The sequence below is a fragment of the Phenylobacterium sp. CCH9-H3 genome (genome assembly GCF_001557235.1).
In the GTDB taxonomy this organism is placed as follows: Bacteria; Pseudomonadota; Alphaproteobacteria; order Caulobacterales; family Caulobacteraceae; genus Phenylobacterium.
This window is the reverse complement of sequence record NZ_LSJI01000016.1, coordinates 1-15965: the sequence shown is the minus strand read 5'-3', so window position 1 is coordinate 15965 and position 15965 is coordinate 1. Positions and strand designations below refer to the sequence as shown.

Here is a 15965-nt window from a genome sequence, read left to right as displayed (position 1 = left end):
GCGGCGGGCCACGGCCGCCCCGCCGGGCCTGGGCTTCGGCGCGCCGGCCTGGTCCCGGGCGGCGGCCGCCAGGTCCCGCTTCAGCCGCGCCTTCAGCGCCAGGGTCTGGCGATACGACCGCGCCGCGCGCTGATAGCTGCGCCCCAGCCGGCTGGCCTCGTCGGAATCCTCCGCCGCCTGCGCCCGCCGCGCAAAGTCCCGCGCCAGCGCGAGGTCATGCTGTGCGAGTTCGGAAAGGCCCTCAGCCTCCGCCTCGGTAATGTCGAGCGCGTCCAACATACCGGGGGAGTGTGGAGGCGTGGTGCGTCAGGTTCGGACGTAGGGGGTGGTGGGGGCTTGAGTCGTTGCGGGCGTCCGCGATATCCATTCCTCGGCATGACCATGCGGCACCGCTAGTGACTTCGTAGTGCGTAACGACTAGCCGGTTGCTAGGAGCTCTCGATGCCGCTGGTGGGCGGCATCTATCAAGCTGAGGAGCTCATCTTCGTCCCGTGCGATGACTTGAAGGGCCTGGCCAATCATCGGATTGTTCCCAGTCGGAAGCGCACGGCGAACGTCCGTTTGCAGCCCAATACATTCCACCCCCAACGCATGAAGGTAGCCGATCTCGAAGGCCACACCGTCGTCGATGTTAGAGCCATCTAGCACCGCAACGCCGAACGAAGCAGCCCTCATGGCCCCTGTGTCCTGCAAAAACACGCGCCGCTCTGCGACGCTCTGAGGAACACCAGCAGCTAACATTTCAACGAGGAGTGCGCCGTCACGCTGCGGCAGAAAGACGGTGGCACCGAGCGCCTCGATGCGGCTGACCAATGAAAGATTATAAGCCAGCTCTCGCGGGTTAAAGAGCGGCGCGGCGAAGTAGATGCAGAATCTATTATTCATGCAGTTGCCTTCGCGAAGCTATTGAGCGTTTCCTCAATATCTACCGGACGGTAGTCTTCCAAGAAAATCACTTTGGCGATCTCCCTGGCCACCTCGGCCGCGGTCCTACCCCGGGTACAGATGCGCGTCTTTTCAACAGTCTCGTAGACGTTCTCAATGTCAGCGAGAAGTTCCTGCAATTTTGCGTCAGACCAGTATTTGTGCTTCAGGCTGTTGCGCAGCTTGAGCTCGTCGATGCTGGATTCAAGCAGGATCACGTGTCCCTGTTCGACCTTGTGATCGCCCGCCTCGCCGACGATCGCTTCAAGTAGGTTCTCGGCCTTTCGCTGCCGATCTCCCGGGAAGGTCAGTGGATCGAGTGGGCATCGATCAACGAGATGGATGCCCTCTTTGCACTTGTGAAGCGCGTAGTTCTTCTTGCCAAACTGCTCCGCAATCCAAGCGTCCAACTTGGTCGCCGTCTCCTCGTCAAACTCGCTCTGCGGCCGCGCCAGTTCGACAGGGCGCTCGTCGGTCCACTCATCGTAGGTGATCAGATTGCGAAAATTTCCTGCTGCAGTGCTCTTACCCGCTCCAATCGATCCGATTACGTAGTATACGTATTTTCGCTTTTTCAGTGGAAAGCGTCGATTAAAATCATCTTCGTGCATTCGAATTAGACTGGCTAGTTCACTAATACCTTCCGCAGTTAAGAATAGTGTGTACAGATTGTAAGAACTGTAGTTCGCGGCGAATATGGCTTCACGCGACGCAGCAGACAATTCCGCATGGCTTTTTACAAAGTGTACGATATAATGTATATGGCCCGGGTTCTTTACTGCGTTCTGTCGCAACATGCTTTGTAATGTGGTGTCATCCAGCGACAACCCGATCAGCAGGCATGTATTTCGAAACAGATGGTTGGACAGATGAACATATTTTCCACCTGCTGCGCTGATCAATTGGTCTTGAAAAGCGTCGTTTGAGAATACGACTTCCGCACTCGCACCATCCTCAAAGGCCGCAGGTAGGAAGCCGTTTGGGTGATATATTACGCCGGTATCGTGCAAAAACTGCGCGTTTGGCTTGTCCGCGCTCTCATAACCTCGGGTAGTACTCCGTTCATCCTCATCACGCGCATCGCGGAGCAATTTCTCAAGAGCGTCGTCGAAATTGTAGTTAACGGTTAACGGCGACTTCTTAATAATGTCGGCGAACGCTGACAGGTAGGGATGATCTCGCATCCTCTGCGTGCGGGAATCGGAATCAGACCCCCGATAGAGCTCCTCATGGATGATGCGCAGCCAGTCGCTCTTGATCCGCTGCTCATCTAGCGCAGGGATAGAGCCAGAAACACCAAGATCGCGCACTTTTCGCGAGCGGAAATGCTCAAACATGATGTGGGTCAGACCTGCAAGGGAGCGTTCGGGCGAACCACTCTCCGCCTTGATCTGCGCAAGCAGTCGTTCGGCCTCAACTTCCGGATGGATGGCTATGGCCGCGATGAGTTGCTTCCAGTCTGGGAAACCCAGGTCCTTGCTCGCACCTGAGCCAAACATTAGCCCTAGCCGCTGTTTCCTATTCTGCGCACGCAGATGCACGATCGCTCGCGACGCGGTCTGGATCAGCTCGGGCTCGCCCGCAGCCTTACGCTTAGGTTCCGCCATATGAGTTTGCGCTCGTTTCGAAGAGTTTCAGTTGTGTCGCAGGGCGCGCCTCCTGGCGCACGCCCCACGCAGCTGGCGCAATAGAACTTCGGGGCGGAGGCTTCCCGCTGGTTGTCGCTTGAACAAAGCTCTCCAGCACATCCAGAAAGGCGGGGTCCGGGCGATGGAATAGATGGTCTAAGTTCCACAGACCGCTGACAACAATACGCCAATCGCTGCTGTCTGCGCCCAGCCAGATGGGATCAGGCTGGACACGGGCGCCCAACAGATTGGCGCGCGATAGCAGGCCAATAATGTTGCGCTCAAGGTACGCTCGATCGCTGCGGGGACCAGGTGCGTCTGGCACATCTAGCCATAGCAGCCGCATGTCGCCGATCTTTTCCGACACCCGGCGTTCGAGCTCAGCCTCGCCGGCCCGAATCTCTGACGGTGCCGAAGCTCCGACCCCCCAGCTAGGGGGTACCGAGGCTGCAGCAGCGCGGCGGGAGAGTGCCCGGCCCACATGAGCGCGAAAGATCGAGGAGCGATGGCTACCACCGCCATGCCCGGCGCCACGGTGGGTGCTGACCCGATCCCAAAGGGTGGTACGAGAGCCGACGCTCACAGCATGCGTGCCTACTCGTGTAACCATTCTTCGACCACCTGGGCCGACATCCTCGGTGACGAAATAGAGACCGCGTTCCGGCCAAGGCTGGCGACCGTGACAGTCGGCAATCCTCCGTCCACCGTCTTGAGCGCGGCTCAACTTGCGTATCAGGCCGTCAAAGCGAGGTAGTGCCGCCTCCAGCACCGCTTCGCCGTTCAATTCGCGCAAATGTTGCAAGCGCGCGCCGAGAGAGCGCGTACCGAGTGGATATTGCAGCAGGTAGCCCTGGGCCTGGAGGGGCTCACGAAGCGGTGCAGCATAGTCTTCACCGGCAAAGAGAAGCAGTTGGTCGCGCCGCTTCGCAACGCTTCGGATAGCTTCAGCAACTGTCGCACCCCAAGCGCGACGGGTCGTGCTGGGCATAGTCTTTAGCGTCATCTCGTAGGGTTCGAGGATGTCATCGAGGCTGACCAACCCATGCTTCGCCGACAGAATGTAGACCGCCTTCGTTCGGTCGAGCGCGGCAAGCAGGGACTTGCGGTATAGCGCCGAGACGTAAAGCGCCGCGGCGGGCGCTGGACGCTTCGCCTTGGTCTTTGCGCAGGCCACTAGCGCGATATCGGCCATCCCTTAAGTCTCTGCCCAGGCGTGCGCGTGCAGTCTGCATGCATCGCACTGATGGCAGGGTGTTACGGAGCCGTTGACCAACTGCGGACGATAGCAGCTCCACGTATCCCACTCGCCGAGTCCGAGACTACGGCCCAGGTCAGCTATCTGACGCTTGCTCATCCGGAGTAGAGGTGCGGTTAACTTCGGACCTTCCGGATTAGCGATGGCGAGCATCGTCTTGAAGCTCTCGAAGAATGCTTCAGTGCAATCAGGATAACCTGAGAAGTCCACACAATTGAGGCCTATCTGCACCTCGTCGGCGCGAACGCCTGCGGCATGCGCGGAAGCAAGCGACAGGAACACCACGTTGCGGCTCGGCAGAAATGCCGGGGACACTGAAGCGCTCATCTCGGCGACTGGCCGATCAAGGGGGATATCGCGTTCCGGCTTGTTCCAGTGAACGTTGATCACGTCACGACGGATGCCCAAAGCATCGCAGTGACGCGCTGCGAATGTCATCTCCACCGAAAGCCGTTGGCCATAATCCACGCCGAGACTGACAACCTCGTGCCCAGCCCGGTGAGCCGCGTAGACCAAGACGGTGGAGTCCATCCCCCCGCTGTGCAGTACGAGTATGCGCCGACGCATCCCAGCTCCTCGCAGCCACCGACGCGCGCTGCGCGTGCGAGTTATTTGATTGAACCACGAGTCGGCCGGGGGCGCTGTCTCACGGTAGGCTCCTGCTTACAGCGCGTGGATCAGGCTTGGAAGTCGTCATACCAGCGTGGATCCAGCTTCCCGGGGATGAGTACCCACGGGCTGTGGATAACGGGCGTCTTCAACTACGCCTCGGCGTCGGCTCTAAGACGGGATCCAGGCGCCTTTCCGCTAGCGACCCGCCTCCTCCGCCGCTAATCCCCCCCCATGACCGAACCCCATCCGTCCGGCGGCTATATCCTGGAGGAGCTCTCCGTCGGGATGACGGCCGAGAAGCTGGTGACCGTGAGCGAGCAGCGGATCGGGCAGTTCGCCGAGGCGTCGGACGACTTCAACCCGCTGCACATGGACGAGGCGTTTGCGGCGAAGACGGCCTATCGGGGGCGGATTGCGCACGGGCTGTTGTCGGCGTCGTTCGGCTCGGCGGTGGTGGGCACGATCCTGCCGGGGGCGGGGGCGATCTATCTGGGCCAGACGCTGAACTTCCACCGGCCGGTGCGGATCGGCGACGTCGTCCGGTCCCGCGTGACGGTGGCGGCCATCGACGAGGCGGCCGCGCGGGTGGTCCTGCGCTGCGAGGCCTATGTGGGGGACGAGCTGATCATGGACGGCGAGGCGACCGTCCGGGTCCCGCGTCGCCGGCGGCCGGCGAAAACGCCCTGACCGGCTGACCCCGCGTCACAATCCTGCAACCTGCGCCGCACAGCGTGCGTTGGGCGGACAGTTCGCCCCGGGAGTGTGCGTTGAAACTTGCGTTGGTCTTCCTGCTCCCCGCCGCGCTCGCCGCGTGTGCGACGCCAGGGCGCTATTCCGGGCAGCTTTCCAGCTATGAGGGGCTGGAGGCCAAGGACGGGACCGTCCGGACCAGCGTGGTGCGGCGGAGCGACAAGGATCGGCTGGCGAGGGTGTCGCGGGTGGCGATCCGGCCGGCGCGGCTGGCGGAGGGCGAGGCGACGGCCTGGCTGACGCCGCAGGAGCGGGAGGTGCTGCTGCGGGAGGTGGACGCCCAGCTCTGTTTCGAGCTGACCGAGCGGTTCGCCCTGGCGCCGGCGGGCGAGACGGCGGATGCGGAGGTGCGGGCGGTGGTGACGCGAGTGGCGCCTACCGGCCGGACGGCCTCGGCCCTGTCGGCGGCGAGCGGCTTCTTCATCCCCGGCCCGATCGGCCTGCGCGTGCCCGGGACGGTGGGCGGGCTGGGCGCCGAGGCCGAGATGATCGCGCGGGACGGCAAGCAGGTGGCGGCGGTGGTCTGGAACCGCAACGCCACGCCCATCGGAACGGACGACCCCTCGCTGAGCCGGCTGGGCGACGCCCTGCAGTTCGCCGAGCCGTTCGGCGACACGGTGGGCGCGGTGATGACGCCGAAGGACCACAAGTCGCGCAAGATCGAGGATCCGGACCCCTGCGCCCCGTACGGCCCGCGCTTCCGCCCCGAGGGGTTCCTGGCAGGGCTGGCGAGCGGGCTCTATGTTCCGGCGCTGAGCGGCGCCAAGGCGGCGCCCGATGAAGACAAGGCCGACGACAAGGCCGACGACAAGGACAAGGGTGGCAGGCGGTGAACCCGGCCGCCCGGCGCGTGCTGGTCCCCCTGGCCGTCACCTTCGCCATCGGCGTTCCGGCCGTGCAGTCGGCGCTGGACCTGGGGCTGTCGGCCGCCGAGTTCGCGGACGACGGCAACGAGACGCTGAGGGCCGCGGGCTACGCCTTCTCCATCTGGTCGGTGATCTACGCGGGCTTCGTGGCCTATGCGGTGTGGCAGGCGCTGCCGCGGAACCGGAACGACCCGGCGGTGGCCGCGACGGCGGCGCCGGCCATCCTGGCCATCGCCGGCTGCGGCGCCTGGCTGCTGGCGGCGGCGAACAACTGGCAGTGGGCGAGCGTGGCGATCATCGTGGCCTCGGCGGCGGCGGCGATCTTCGCCCTGGCCCGGGCCCTGCCCGCCTATGAGGCGAACGTGCGCGATCATCTGTTCGTCTACTGGCCGCTTGGCCTGCTGGCGGGCTGGCTGACCATCGCCTCGGCCATCAACATCGTCACCGTGCTGACCGCCCGCGGGATCGTGCCGGCCGGGAACGAGGCGGTAGGCGTGGGCGGGGTGGCCGTGGTGACGGCGGTGGGCGCGGCGGTGCTGCTGCGCCTGCGGCTGCTGGCCTATGCCGTGCCGATCGTCTGGGGCCTGGTGGCCGTGTGGGTGGCCGAGCACGTGGCCAAGCCCCTGCCCGCCGGCGCGGCGCTGGCCGCGGCCGTGGGACTGGCCGTCCTGGCGGTCTGGGTCGGGCGGCCTAACGTAGCGCGGCGTTGATCCGGTCGAGGGCGGCCTGGCCGGGGACGAGCTCGGCCTGGGAGAGCTGGTTGAGGGGCGTGTCCACCGTGCCCACGGCGTCGTGGAGGTCGCCGGCTTCGGGATCCACGAACAGCAGGCCGGTGACGATCTGGCCCCTCGCCTGCCGGGCCTGGAGGTAGCCCAGGGCCTGGGCGCGGCTGTTCGGGTTGTAGAGCTCGTTCAGCTTGTGCAGCGACAGGACCGAGCCGTCGTGCTGCTGGACCCGTACGGTCTCGCCGGGCTTGTAGTCCACGTGGATCGGGTCGCGCGGGGTGATGACGTCCAGCCGGTTCACCGCTTCGTTGTGCTCGCGGACGTAGTCGAAGCTCTTGGTGGACCCCGGGTGGTTGTTGAACTGCACGCACGGGGAGATGCAGTCGATGAAGGCGGCGCCCTTGTGGGCGAGGCCCGCCTTGATCAGGGGCACGAGCTGGGCCTTGTCGCCGGAGAAGCTGCGGCCGACGAAGGTGGCGCCCATCTGCAGGGCGAGGCTCACCATGTCGATGCCGGCGTCGTGGTTGACCACGCCGCGCTTGGACTTGGAGCCCTTGTCCGAGGTGGCCGAGAACTGGCCCTTGGTGAGGCCGTACACGCCGTTGTTCTCGACGATGTAGAGCATGTTCACGCCGCGGCGGATGGCGTGGGCGAACTGGCCGAGGCCGATGGAGGCGCTGTCGCCGTCGCCAGAGACGCCCAGGTAGATCAGCTCGCGGTTGGCGAGGTTGGCGCCGGTGAGCACCGAGGGCATGCGGCCGTGGACGGTGTTGAAGCCGTGGCTGGCGCCCAGGAAGTAGTCCGGCGTCTTGGACGAGCAGCCGATGCCGGAGAGCTTGGCGACGCGGTGCGGCGGCAGCTCCAGCTCGAAACAGGCCTGGATGATGGCCGACGAGATGCTGTCGTGGCCGCAGCCGGCGCAGAGGGTCGAGACCGAGCCCTCGTAGTCGCGGCGGGTGTAGCCCAGGCTGTTGGTGGGCAGGCTGGGGTGATGCAGCTGGGGCTTCAGGATGTAGGTCATTCCGCAGCCTCGATCTGGCCCACCTGCATCCGCTGGGCGATGGCGCCGGCGATGAAGCGGGCGGTGATGGGGGTGCCGTCGTAGTGGAGGATGGAGACGAGCTTGGCCGGGTCCACGTCGCCCTCGGTCATGATGAGCGTGCGCAGCTGGGCGTCGCGGTTCTGCTCGATGAGGTAGACCCGGTCGTGCTGGGCGATGAAGTCGAAGACCGCGTCGGCGAAGGGGAAGGCGCGGACGCGCAGGGCGTCCAGCCGCCGCCCCTGCGCCTCCAGCATCTCCAGCGCCTCGTGCATGGCGGGGGTGGTGGAGCCGAAGTAGATGACGCCCTCGCCGGTCTTGCCCTTGGCGGGCCGGATCACCGGCGCCGGGACCAGGGCCTTGGCCGTCTCGAACTTGCGGAGCAGCCGCTCCATGTTGTCGACGTAGACGGCGCCCTCCTCCGAGTAGCGGGCATAGGGGTTCCGCGAGGTGCCGCGGGTGAAGTAGCCGCCCTTGGTGGGGTGGGCGCCCGGATAGGTGCGGTAGGGAATGCCGTCGCCGTCAACATCCTTGTAGCGGCCGAAGTCGACGCCCGCGTCCAGCTGCTCGGCCGTCATGACCTTGCCGCGGTCGAGGCGGCGGCTGTCGTCCCAGCGGAAGGGCTCGGTCAGCCACTCGTTCATGCCGATGTCGAGGTCGAGCATGACGAAGACGGTGGTCTGCAGCCGGTCGGCCAGGTCGAAGGCCTGGGCCCCCATCTCGAAGCATTCGCCGGGATCGGCCGGCAGCAGCATGGGGTGCTTGGTGTCGCCGTGGCCGGCATAGGCGGCGGCCAGCAGATCCGCCTGTTGCGTGCGCGTGGGCATGCCGGTGGAGGGCCCGCCCCGCTGAACGTCGAAGATCACCGCCGGGATCTCGGCGAAGTACGAGAGACCGATGAACTCGGTCATCAGCGAGACGCCGGGCCCGGAGGTGGCGGTGAAGGCGCGGCAGCCGTTCCAGCCGGCGCCGACGACCATGCCGATGGAGGCGATCTCGTCCTCGGCCTGGATGATGGCGCAGCGGGCCTTGCCGGTCTCAGGATCCGTCCGCAAGTCCTGGCAATAGCTGGTGAAAGCCTCGGCCAGAGAGGTGGACGGCGTGATCGGATACCAGGCGCAGACGGTGGCCCCGCCATAGACCGCGCCCAGGGCCGCGGCCTGGTTGCCCTCCACATAGATCCGGTCGCCGACGGCGTCGGCGGGGCGCACCTGGAGCGGCAGGGGCGAAAGGCGCTCGCGCACGTAGCCGTGGCCCATGTGCAGGGCCTCGACATTGGCCTTGATCAGCCGGTCCTTGCCGGCGAAGTCGTCGGCCAGCAGCCCCTCGATGGCGGCGAGGTCTATGCCAAGAAGCGCCGCCAAGGCCCCGACATAGATGGTGTTCTTGAAGAGCTGCCGTTCGCGCGGAAGCTCATAGGCCTCGTTGCACATGGCGGTCAGCGGCACGCCGATGACCGTGATGTCGTCCCGGAAGCGGGAGGCCGGGATCGGCTTGGTGGAGTCGTAGAACAGGAACCCCCCGCTCTCGATCTCGGCCAGATCCCGGTCCCAGGTCTGGGGGTTCATGGCGACCATCAGGTCGACCCCGCCGCGCCGCCCCAGGTGGCCGGCCTCGGTGATCCGCACCTCATACCAGGTGGGCAGGCCCTGGATGTTCGACGGGAAGATGTTGCGGGCCGCCACCGGCACGCCCATCCGCATCACCGAGCGGGCGAAGAGGCCGTTGGCGCTGGCCGATCCCGAGCCGTTCACATTGGCGAACTTGACGACGAAGTCGTTGATCCGGGGCTTGCCCCCCGCCGCCTGGCCCACGGCCTTCACTGACTCAGGCATTGCGGCCCCGCGTGCGTCATCTCGAGATAGAACTTCTGCATGTCCCAGGCGCCCGTGGGGCAGCGTTCGGCGCAGAGGCCGCAGTGCAGGCAGACGTCCTCGTCCTTGGCCATCACCCGGCCGGTGGCCAGCTTGCCGGAGACGTAGAGGTCCTGGGTCAGGTTGGTCGCCGGCGCCTTCAGGCGGCTGCGCAGGTCGGCCTCCTCACCGTCCTCGGTGAAGGTGATGCAGTCCATCGGGCAGATGTCGACGCAGGCGTCGCATTCGATGCACAGCTTGTCGGCGAAGACCGTCTGGACGTCGCAGTTGAGGCAGCGCTGCGCCTCCTTCAGGCCCAGCTCGCGGTCGAAGCCCAGCTCGACCTCGAGGCGGACGTCGGTCAGCGCCTCCACCTTGTCGCGCAGGGGCACGCGGTAGCGCTGGTCGTTGGAGACGTCGTTGTCGTAGCTCCACTCGTGGATGCCCATCTTCTGGCTCACGAGGGTCACGCCGGGCGGCGGACGGACGCTCACATCCTCGCCGCAGCAGAACTTGTGGATCGAGACCGCGGCCTCATGACCCTGGGCCACCGCCCAGATGATGTTCTTGGGCCCGAAGGCCGCATCGCCGCCGAAGAAGACGTTGGGAAGGGTGGACTGGAAGCTGGCCGGATCCACGACGGGCATATGCCATTCGTCGAACGCCAGGCCGATGTCGGTCTCGATCCAGGGGAAGGCGTTCTCCTGGCCCACTGCTACCAACACGTCGTCGCATTCGTAGTGCTCGTCCGGCTCGCCAGAGGGGACGAGCCGGCGTCGGCCCCGGTCGTCGAACTCGGCCTTCACCACCTCGAACAGCACGCCCGTCAGCCGCCCGGCCTCATGGGTGAAGGCCTTGGGGACCCGGTAGTTGAGGATCGGAATGTCCTCGTGCATCGCGTCCTCCTTCTCCCAGGGGGACGCCTTCATCTCCTCGAAGCCGGAGCGGACGATCACCTTCACGTCCTCGCCGCCCAGGCGGCGGGAGGTGCGGCAGCAGTCCATGGCGGTGTTGCCGCCGCCGAGGACGATCACCCGGCGGCCGATCCGTTCGATGTGGCCGAAGGAGACGGAGCTCAGCCAGTCGATGCCGATGTGGATATTGGCCGCGGCCTCCTGCCGGCCCGGCAGGTCCAGGTCGCGGCCACGGGGAGCGCCCGAGCCGACGAAAACGGCGTCGTAGCCCTCCTCCAGCAGCGCCTTGAGGCTGTCGATCCGCTGGCCGAACCGCATCTCGACGCCGCCCAGGGCCTGGACGTAGCCGACCTCCTCGTCGATCACCTCTTCGGGCAGGCGGAAGCGGGGGATCTGGCTGCGGATCATGCCCGCCGACCGGGCCTCGCCATCGAAGATGGTGAGCTGGTAGCCCAGGGGCGCCAGGTCCCGCGCCACGGTGAGCGAGGCCGGGCCGCAGCCGACGAGGGCGATGCGCTTGCCGTTCGGCGCCGCCGCCGGTGGCGGCATCAGGCCCGTGACGTCCGACTTGTTGTCGGCGGCCACCCGCTTCAGCCGGCAGATCGCCACCGGCTCGTCCTCCACCCGCCCCCGGCGGCAGGCCGGCTCGCAGGGCCGGTCGCAGGTCCGCCCCAGGATCCCGGGGAAGACGTTGGACTTCCAGTTGATCATGTAGGCTTCGGAGTATCGGCCCTCCGCGATCAGGCGGATGTACTCCGGGACGGGGGTGTGGGCCGGACAGGCCCACTGGCAATCGACGACCTTGTGAAAGTAGTCGGACTCAAGCTCACGCGTGCGCTGCAAAACTCGCTTCCTCCGGGACGCTCTACTCCCGGGGTCAGGAAGTCGACTCTGCGCTGGGCAGAGATGGCTCCGCGCCCCGACGCGGCGATGAAGGAACAGGTTACGTCCGCGTCCCTAGGGAAGCCAACCGATTCCTGATCGCGGTTCACCGATTTCTGGTCAACCGCGCGCGACGACCCGCGGCGACCTGACGAGCCCCGGGGCATGACCTTCCACACCAGAGTGTGATCGCTGGTCGCGGTTTTCGCGCCGCACGGCCGTTGGCGGCCGTGACAGGTGAATGATACCTTAACCGTCGGGAGAGGGCTCCGCGGGGCGGAGCTGTGGGAGAACCGACATGGACATGCCGCGCGAACGCGTGCCCGACAGCACGCCGGTTGCTTTCGAAGACCTGGATCCGACCGCCCTGTCGCCGCTGGATCCGACCGAGGCGCTGGACCTGCACCGCGCCATCAATGAACGCCGCGCCCAGGTGGAGAACGGCGAAGCCCTGCGCCACCTGCGCTCGCTGTAGGAACGGCGCCGACGCGCCACGACAAAGCCGGATAGAGCAACGGCGCCGCCTCGGTCAGAGACGGCGCCGTTCGCATATCGGGCGGGGCCCCGGTCTTCGCTTCCGGCGAAACCGGGATGACACACCGCTGAGCGCGGAAGGACCTACTCGGTGTAGCCTTCCGGCAGGTCGTCTTCCTTCATCAGCTCGTCCTTCGACACCTTCTTCTCCTTGACCTTGGCCTTGGAGACGATGAGGTCGACGACCTTGTCCTCGAAGATCGGGGCGCGCAGCTGGGCCTGGGCGTTCTGGTTCTCGCGCAGCAGGTTGAACACCTGCTGGGCCTGCGGGCCGTACTTGATGGCCTCGCGGCGGATCGCCTCGTTCAGCTCCTGCTCGGTGACCTGCACGTTGTTGGCGCGGCCGATCTCGGCCAGCACCAGACCCAGGCGCACGCGGCGCTCGGCGATCTTGCGGTATTCCTTCTGGAGCTGCTCCTCGGACTTGTCGGCGTCCTCGGGCGGCAGCTGGCCGGCTTCCTTGTCCTGCTGCACCTGGCCCCAGATCGAGGCGAACTCGGCTTCCACCATCTTCGGCGGCAGCGGGAAGTCGTGCTTGGAATCCAGCTCGTCCAGCAGGGCGCGCTTCAGCTTGAAGCGCGAGGCGCCGGCGTACTGCTCTTCCAGATTGCCCTTCACCAGCTCCTTGAGCTTCTCCAGGCTGTCGAGGCCCAGGCGCTTGGCGAACTCGTCGTCGGCCGGCGAGTCCACCGGGCCGCGCACTTCCTTCACCTTGGTCTCGAACTCGGCGTCCTTGCCGGCCAGATTCGCGGCCTGGTAGTCGGCCGGGAAGGTCACCTTCACCGTCACGTCGCTGTCGGGCTTGGCGCCGACGAGCTGGGCCTCGAAGCCCGGGATGAACTGGCCCGAACCCAGGACCAGCTCGACGTCGGTCGCCGTGCCGCCCTCGAAGGCCTCGCCGTCCACGCGGCCGATGAAGTCGATGAGCACCTGGTCGCCGTCCTTGGCCTTCACGGTCTTGCCGGTCTTGGCCTCGTAGGTGCGGTTCTGGCTGGCCAGCTCGGCCACGGCCTCGTCCACTTCCTTGTCGGTCGGCGCATAGACCGGCTTGGTCAGCGACAGCGAGGCGCCGTCCACCGGCTCGAATTCGGGCATCAGGTCGATCGACAGTTCGTAAGCGAGGTCGGCCTTGCCATCCATCACGGCCTCGATGTCGCCTTCCGGCTTCAGCTCGGGCTCGCCGGCGGGGCGCAGCTTGTTGTCGTCGAGGATCTTCTGGGTGGTCTCGGTCAGGCTCTGCTGGACCACTTCGCTCATGATGGACTTGCCATACAGGCGACGCACGTGGGCCGGCGGCACCTTGCCGGGGCGGAAGCCCTTGACGTTGAGGGTGGGGGCGATCTCCTTGATCCGGGCTTCCAGACGCTCGGTCAGGTCCGACATGGGGACCGTCACGCCGTAGACGCGGCTCAGGCCTTCACCAGACTTCTCAACGATTTGCATCGACATTCTCAAGTTTCCTGGACCCTGCGCGACGCGCGCCTTGTCCGTTCATGGCGTCAAACGGGGAAGGCCGCCGGACAGGGCCCGGCGGCGCGAAGCGGCCCTTATGTCACGGCGAACCGGCGCCTCCAAGCCCCCTGCCCCTTGACGCGAGCGCCGCGGCCCCCGGGCACGCGGCCCGCAATGGCAGGCTGGCGCCCCGAACGCCAGTGCGGCGCCCCGAACCTCAGTCGGGCAGATCGCCTGGCCAAAGTTGGGCGCCGTGTAGGACACGCAGGATGCGGACGGTCTCGCCCATGATCCGGTAGGCCACGATGCAGGATGTTCGGCCCACCACCAACTCTCGCGTGCCTTCCACACGGCCCGGCCGCCCGCTTTCCGGGAAATCGGTCAACCGCGCCACCGCGTCGGCGATGCGGGCGTCCACGAGCGCAGCCGCGCGCGCATCGTCGGCTTCGATGTGACCATAGATCGCCCGCCGATCCTCCAGGGCGTATTGCGCCCAGACCAGCCTCACGCGTTCCGACGGCCGCCGGCGTCGCGCCGCGCGGCGAATTCCGCTTCGACCTCTTCATGCGCGACATCCGGCCGTACATCGTCCAGAGCCTCACGCACCTTTGCGCGGAACCAGGCATCGTACGCCTGCGGGTCGGCGATCAATTCGAATGGCAGCGCGCCCTCCCGGGCGGTGCGGGTGAGCAGGATGCGCACGGCGTCGGAGAGGGTCATCCCCAGCCTGTCGAGAACCGCCGCAGCTTGCGCCTTCACCAGCGGATCGATGCGCGCCTGGACCAGTCCGTTGGCAGCCATGGGTGAACTCCTCCCGGGCCAATGTAATGCAATTGAATGACGATCGCCAGCGGTGGCGCCGTGGGCGGCGGCGCGTCCGCGTCGCCAGCTCTGGTGCGGCTAGAGGGACTCGAACCCCCACGGTTGCCCGACGGTACCTAAAACCGTTGCGTCTACCAATTCCGCCATAGCCGCGCGTGGCCTCGTCTACAGCGAGCACGCCGCGCCCAGCAAGCCATTCATCGTGACGTTCCCCCTCGCCGGTCGGCGTCCCAGGCTGTGCGGCTTGGGCGTGACAGCCGCGCGGGCGCAAGGCAGAAGGCCGCCATGTCGAACGGCGTGCTCTTCATCCACAATAACTTCCCCGGCCAGTTCGCCGACCTGGCGCAGCAGCTGCTGGCGCGCGGCGTGCCGTGCCTGGCGGTCGGCCAGCACCACGCGCGCGGCATGACCGGCGTGAAGATCGCCCGCTACACCCTGCAGCGCGGCTCGACGCCCGGCCTGTTTCCGCTGGCCACCCGTGCGGAGGCCGACCTGATCCGGGCGCGCAGCGCCTATGACGCGGCGATGGCGCTCAAGAACGAGGGCTGGGACCCGGCGGTGATCGTGGGCCATCCGGGCTGGGGCGAGATGACCTTCATCTCCGAAGTGTTTCCGAACGCCAAGCGCGTGGCCTTCGCCGAATTCTACTACCACGGCCGCGGCTTCGACGTGGGCTTCGACACCGAGTTCCAGGCCCACGACCAGGAGGCGGTGCTGCGCGCCGACGCCAAGAATGGGATGATGGCCGTGGCCTACGCCGAAGCCGACGCCATCGTCACGCCGACGCCGTTCCAGGCCAGCACCCTGCCCCCGCGGTTCCGCGAGGCCACGCGGGTGTTCCACGAAGGGGTGGATATTGACACCATCCGCCCCGGCCCGCCCGAGCCGTTCGCCCTGGACGACGGCCGGGTGATCCAGCCCGGCACGCCGGTGATCACCCACGTGAACAACCACATGGAGCCCCTGCGCGGGCTGCACATCCTGGCGCGCGCCCTGCCCCGGCTGCTGCGCGAGGTTCCGGAAGCGCAGGTCATCCTCATCGGCGATCCGACCAAGAAACCCTATGGCGCGGCGGCGCCCGAAGGCATGACCTGGAAGGACGCCTGTTTCCAGGGCATCGACTACGACCCCGCGCGGGTCCACTTCCTGGGCCGGGTGGCGCACGAGCGCATGCTGGCGGCCCTGCGCCTCGGCGCGGCGCATGTCTACTACACCTACCCCTTCGTCCTATCGTGGTCGCTGTCGGAGTCGATGGCGTCGGGATGCTACGTGATCGGCTCAGACACCGGACCGGTGCGCGACGCGATCCAGGACGGCAAGAACGGCCGGCTGCTGCCGTTCTTCGACGTGGACGCCCTGTCGGGCGCCATGATCGCCGCGTGCCGCGATCCGGAGGCCACCCGCCCGATGCGAGCGGCGGCGCGGGCCACGGCCGAGGCCATGTTCAGCCGCGCCAAGGGGCGGGAAGCCTGGTTCAAGCTCCTGCGCGAACTGGGCCTGAAGATTCCCGGTTAGCGCCGCCTGGACGTGTGTCCTCACAGATCGCGGCAGGTCCGGTGTTCAATGTCCTTCTTCGACCCCTTGCGGACATTGGGGCGCTCCGCGCAAGTAATGCGCGATGATCCCGGCCGGTTACCTCCTGAAACGTGTCGTGGCGCCGCCTGAGTACCTGGCCGACGCGCAGCTCACAGAGGTCTGCAGCGTCGCCG

General features: G+C 66.4%; 16 protein-coding genes and 1 tRNA gene. 5 read left to right on the top strand and 12 right to left on the bottom strand.

The features are described 5' to 3' along the window. From AX721_RS01060 to AX721_RS26615, 5 genes are all read right to left on the bottom strand, one after another. Positions 1 to 279, bottom strand: a 279-nt coding sequence (locus tag AX721_RS01060) for a hypothetical protein (RefSeq protein WP_197422427.1), incomplete at its 3' end; no start/stop codon positions are given. A 138-nt stretch (positions 280 to 417) separates the two neighbouring features. Continuing rightward, positions 418 to 885 carry a nucleoside 2-deoxyribosyltransferase gene (locus AX721_RS01055; RefSeq protein ID WP_068874076.1) on the bottom strand — a complete coding sequence of 156 codons (468 nt, stop codon included), beginning with the start codon at positions 883 to 885 and terminating at the stop codon, positions 418 to 420. Continuing rightward, positions 882 to 2531 carry an SIR2 family protein gene (locus tag AX721_RS26625; protein ID WP_082765388.1) on the bottom strand — a complete coding sequence of 550 codons (1650 nt, stop codon included), beginning with the start codon at positions 2529 to 2531 and terminating at the stop codon, positions 882 to 884. Before AX721_RS26625 ends, AX721_RS01055 begins: the two co-directional genes overlap by 4 nt. Beyond that, complete coding sequence (locus tag AX721_RS27730) at positions 2518 to 3744, bottom strand: DUF6884 domain-containing protein (protein ID WP_197422426.1); 1227 nt, start codon at positions 3742 to 3744, stop codon at positions 2518 to 2520. The genes AX721_RS26625 and AX721_RS27730 overlap by 14 nt, the downstream gene beginning before the upstream one ends. A 3-nt stretch (positions 3745 to 3747) precedes the next feature. Further along, entirely contained in the window at positions 3748 to 4374 is a 627-nt protein-coding gene (locus AX721_RS26615) for a 7-cyano-7-deazaguanine synthase (RefSeq protein WP_082765387.1), read from the bottom strand. Positions 4375 to 4650: 276 nt separating this feature from the next. Between AX721_RS26615 and AX721_RS01045 the strand changes: the two genes are divergently transcribed. The 3 genes from AX721_RS01045 (at position 4651) to AX721_RS01035 (ending at position 6745) form a co-directional block, all read left to right on the top strand. Next, positions 4651 to 5106 (top strand): MaoC family dehydratase, encoded by a 456-nt coding sequence (locus tag AX721_RS01045; protein WP_068874074.1) that lies wholly within the window; start codon positions 4651 to 4653, stop codon positions 5104 to 5106. Between the two features lie 80 nt (positions 5107 to 5186). Beyond that, positions 5187 to 6002 (top strand): DUF3313 domain-containing protein, encoded by an 816-nt coding sequence (locus AX721_RS01040; RefSeq protein ID WP_197422424.1) that lies wholly within the window; start codon positions 5187 to 5189, stop codon positions 6000 to 6002. Next, on the top strand, positions 5999 to 6745 hold the full coding sequence (locus AX721_RS01035) for a hypothetical protein (RefSeq protein WP_068874072.1): 747 nt from the start codon (positions 5999 to 6001) through the stop codon (positions 6743 to 6745). The genes AX721_RS01040 and AX721_RS01035 overlap by 4 nt, the downstream gene beginning before the upstream one ends. Here AX721_RS01035 and AX721_RS01030 read toward each other — a convergent pair. Genes AX721_RS01030 through AX721_RS01020 form a run of 3 tightly spaced genes read right to left on the bottom strand, consistent with a single transcriptional unit; the run spans position 6726 to position 11409 of the window. Continuing rightward, positions 6726 to 7781, bottom strand: a complete 1056-nt coding sequence (locus AX721_RS01030) for a 2-oxoacid:ferredoxin oxidoreductase subunit beta (RefSeq protein WP_068874071.1) — start codon at positions 7779 to 7781, stop codon at positions 6726 to 6728. The genes AX721_RS01035 and AX721_RS01030 overlap by 20 nt on opposite strands. Continuing rightward, positions 7778 to 9634 carry a 2-oxoacid:acceptor oxidoreductase subunit alpha gene (locus AX721_RS01025; protein ID WP_068874070.1) on the bottom strand — a complete coding sequence of 619 codons (1857 nt, stop codon included), beginning with the start codon at positions 9632 to 9634 and terminating at the stop codon, positions 7778 to 7780. Before AX721_RS01025 ends, AX721_RS01030 begins: the two co-directional genes overlap by 4 nt. Further along, positions 9619 to 11409, bottom strand: a complete 1791-nt coding sequence (locus tag AX721_RS01020; RefSeq protein WP_068874069.1) for an FAD-dependent oxidoreductase — start codon at positions 11407 to 11409, stop codon at positions 9619 to 9621. The genes AX721_RS01025 and AX721_RS01020 overlap by 16 nt, the downstream gene beginning before the upstream one ends. A 337-nt stretch (positions 11410 to 11746) precedes the next feature. Here AX721_RS01020 and AX721_RS27175 point away from each other — a divergent pair, with 337 nt between their 5' ends. Further along, entirely contained in the window at positions 11747 to 11923 is a 177-nt protein-coding gene (locus AX721_RS27175) for a hypothetical protein (protein WP_156466941.1), read from the top strand. A gap of 143 nt (positions 11924 to 12066) precedes the next feature. Here AX721_RS27175 and tig read toward each other — a convergent pair whose 3' ends face one another. The 4 genes from tig to AX721_RS01000 form a co-directional block, all read right to left on the bottom strand. Next, positions 12067 to 13425, bottom strand: coding sequence for a trigger factor (gene tig / locus AX721_RS01015; RefSeq protein WP_304440582.1), 1359 nt, complete (start codon positions 13423 to 13425; stop codon positions 12067 to 12069). A 226-nt stretch (positions 13426 to 13651) separates the two neighbouring features. Continuing rightward, positions 13652 to 13942, bottom strand: coding sequence for a type II toxin-antitoxin system mRNA interferase toxin, RelE/StbE family (locus tag AX721_RS01010; protein ID WP_068874067.1), 291 nt, complete (start codon positions 13940 to 13942; stop codon positions 13652 to 13654). Beyond that, entirely contained in the window at positions 13939 to 14235 is a 297-nt protein-coding gene (locus AX721_RS01005) for a type II toxin-antitoxin system RelB/DinJ family antitoxin (protein WP_068874066.1), read from the bottom strand. Before AX721_RS01005 ends, AX721_RS01010 begins: the two co-directional genes overlap by 4 nt. 91 nt (positions 14236 to 14326) lie before the next feature. Then, a tRNA-Leu gene (locus AX721_RS01000) sits at positions 14327 to 14409 on the bottom strand. Between the two features lie 132 nt (positions 14410 to 14541). On the opposite strand from AX721_RS01000, the gene AX721_RS00995 reads away from it, so the two are divergent. Then, entirely contained in the window at positions 14542 to 15771 is a 1230-nt protein-coding gene (locus AX721_RS00995) for a glycosyltransferase (protein WP_068874065.1), read from the top strand. Positions 15772 to 15965 lie beyond the last annotated feature (194 nt).

Bases quoted from the DNA above. Each gene is read 5' to 3' on its own strand.
- AX721_RS01055 (WP_068874076.1), bottom strand. From the start codon at position 885: ATGAATAATAGATTCTGCATCTACTTCGCCGCGCCGCTCTTTAACCCG.
- AX721_RS26625 (WP_082765388.1), bottom strand. From the start codon at position 2,531: ATGGCGGAACCTAAGCGTAAGGCTGCGGGCGAGCCCGAGCTGATCCAG.
- AX721_RS27730 (WP_197422426.1), bottom strand. From the start codon at position 3,744: ATGGCCGATATCGCGCTAGTGGCCTGCGCAAAGACCAAGGCGAAGCGT.
- AX721_RS26615 (WP_082765387.1), bottom strand. From the start codon at position 4,374: ATGCGTCGGCGCATACTCGTACTGCACAGCGGGGGGATGGACTCCACC.
- AX721_RS01045 (WP_068874074.1), top strand. From the start codon at position 4,651: ATGACCGAACCCCATCCGTCCGGCGGCTATATCCTGGAGGAGCTCTCC.
- AX721_RS01030 (WP_068874071.1), bottom strand. From the start codon at position 7,781: ATGACCTACATCCTGAAGCCCCAGCTGCATCACCCCAGCCTGCCCACC.
- AX721_RS01025 (WP_068874070.1), bottom strand. From the start codon at position 9,634: ATGCCTGAGTCAGTGAAGGCCGTGGGCCAGGCGGCGGGGGGCAAGCCC.
- AX721_RS27175 (WP_156466941.1), top strand. From the start codon at position 11,747: ATGGACATGCCGCGCGAACGCGTGCCCGACAGCACGCCGGTTGCTTTC.
- tig (WP_304440582.1), bottom strand. From the start codon at position 13,425: ATGCAAATCGTTGAGAAGTCTGGTGAAGGCCTGAGCCGCGTCTACGGC.
- AX721_RS01005 (WP_068874066.1), bottom strand. From the start codon at position 14,235: ATGGCTGCCAACGGACTGGTCCAGGCGCGCATCGATCCGCTGGTGAAG.
- AX721_RS00995 (WP_068874065.1), top strand. From the start codon at position 14,542: ATGTCGAACGGCGTGCTCTTCATCCACAATAACTTCCCCGGCCAGTTC.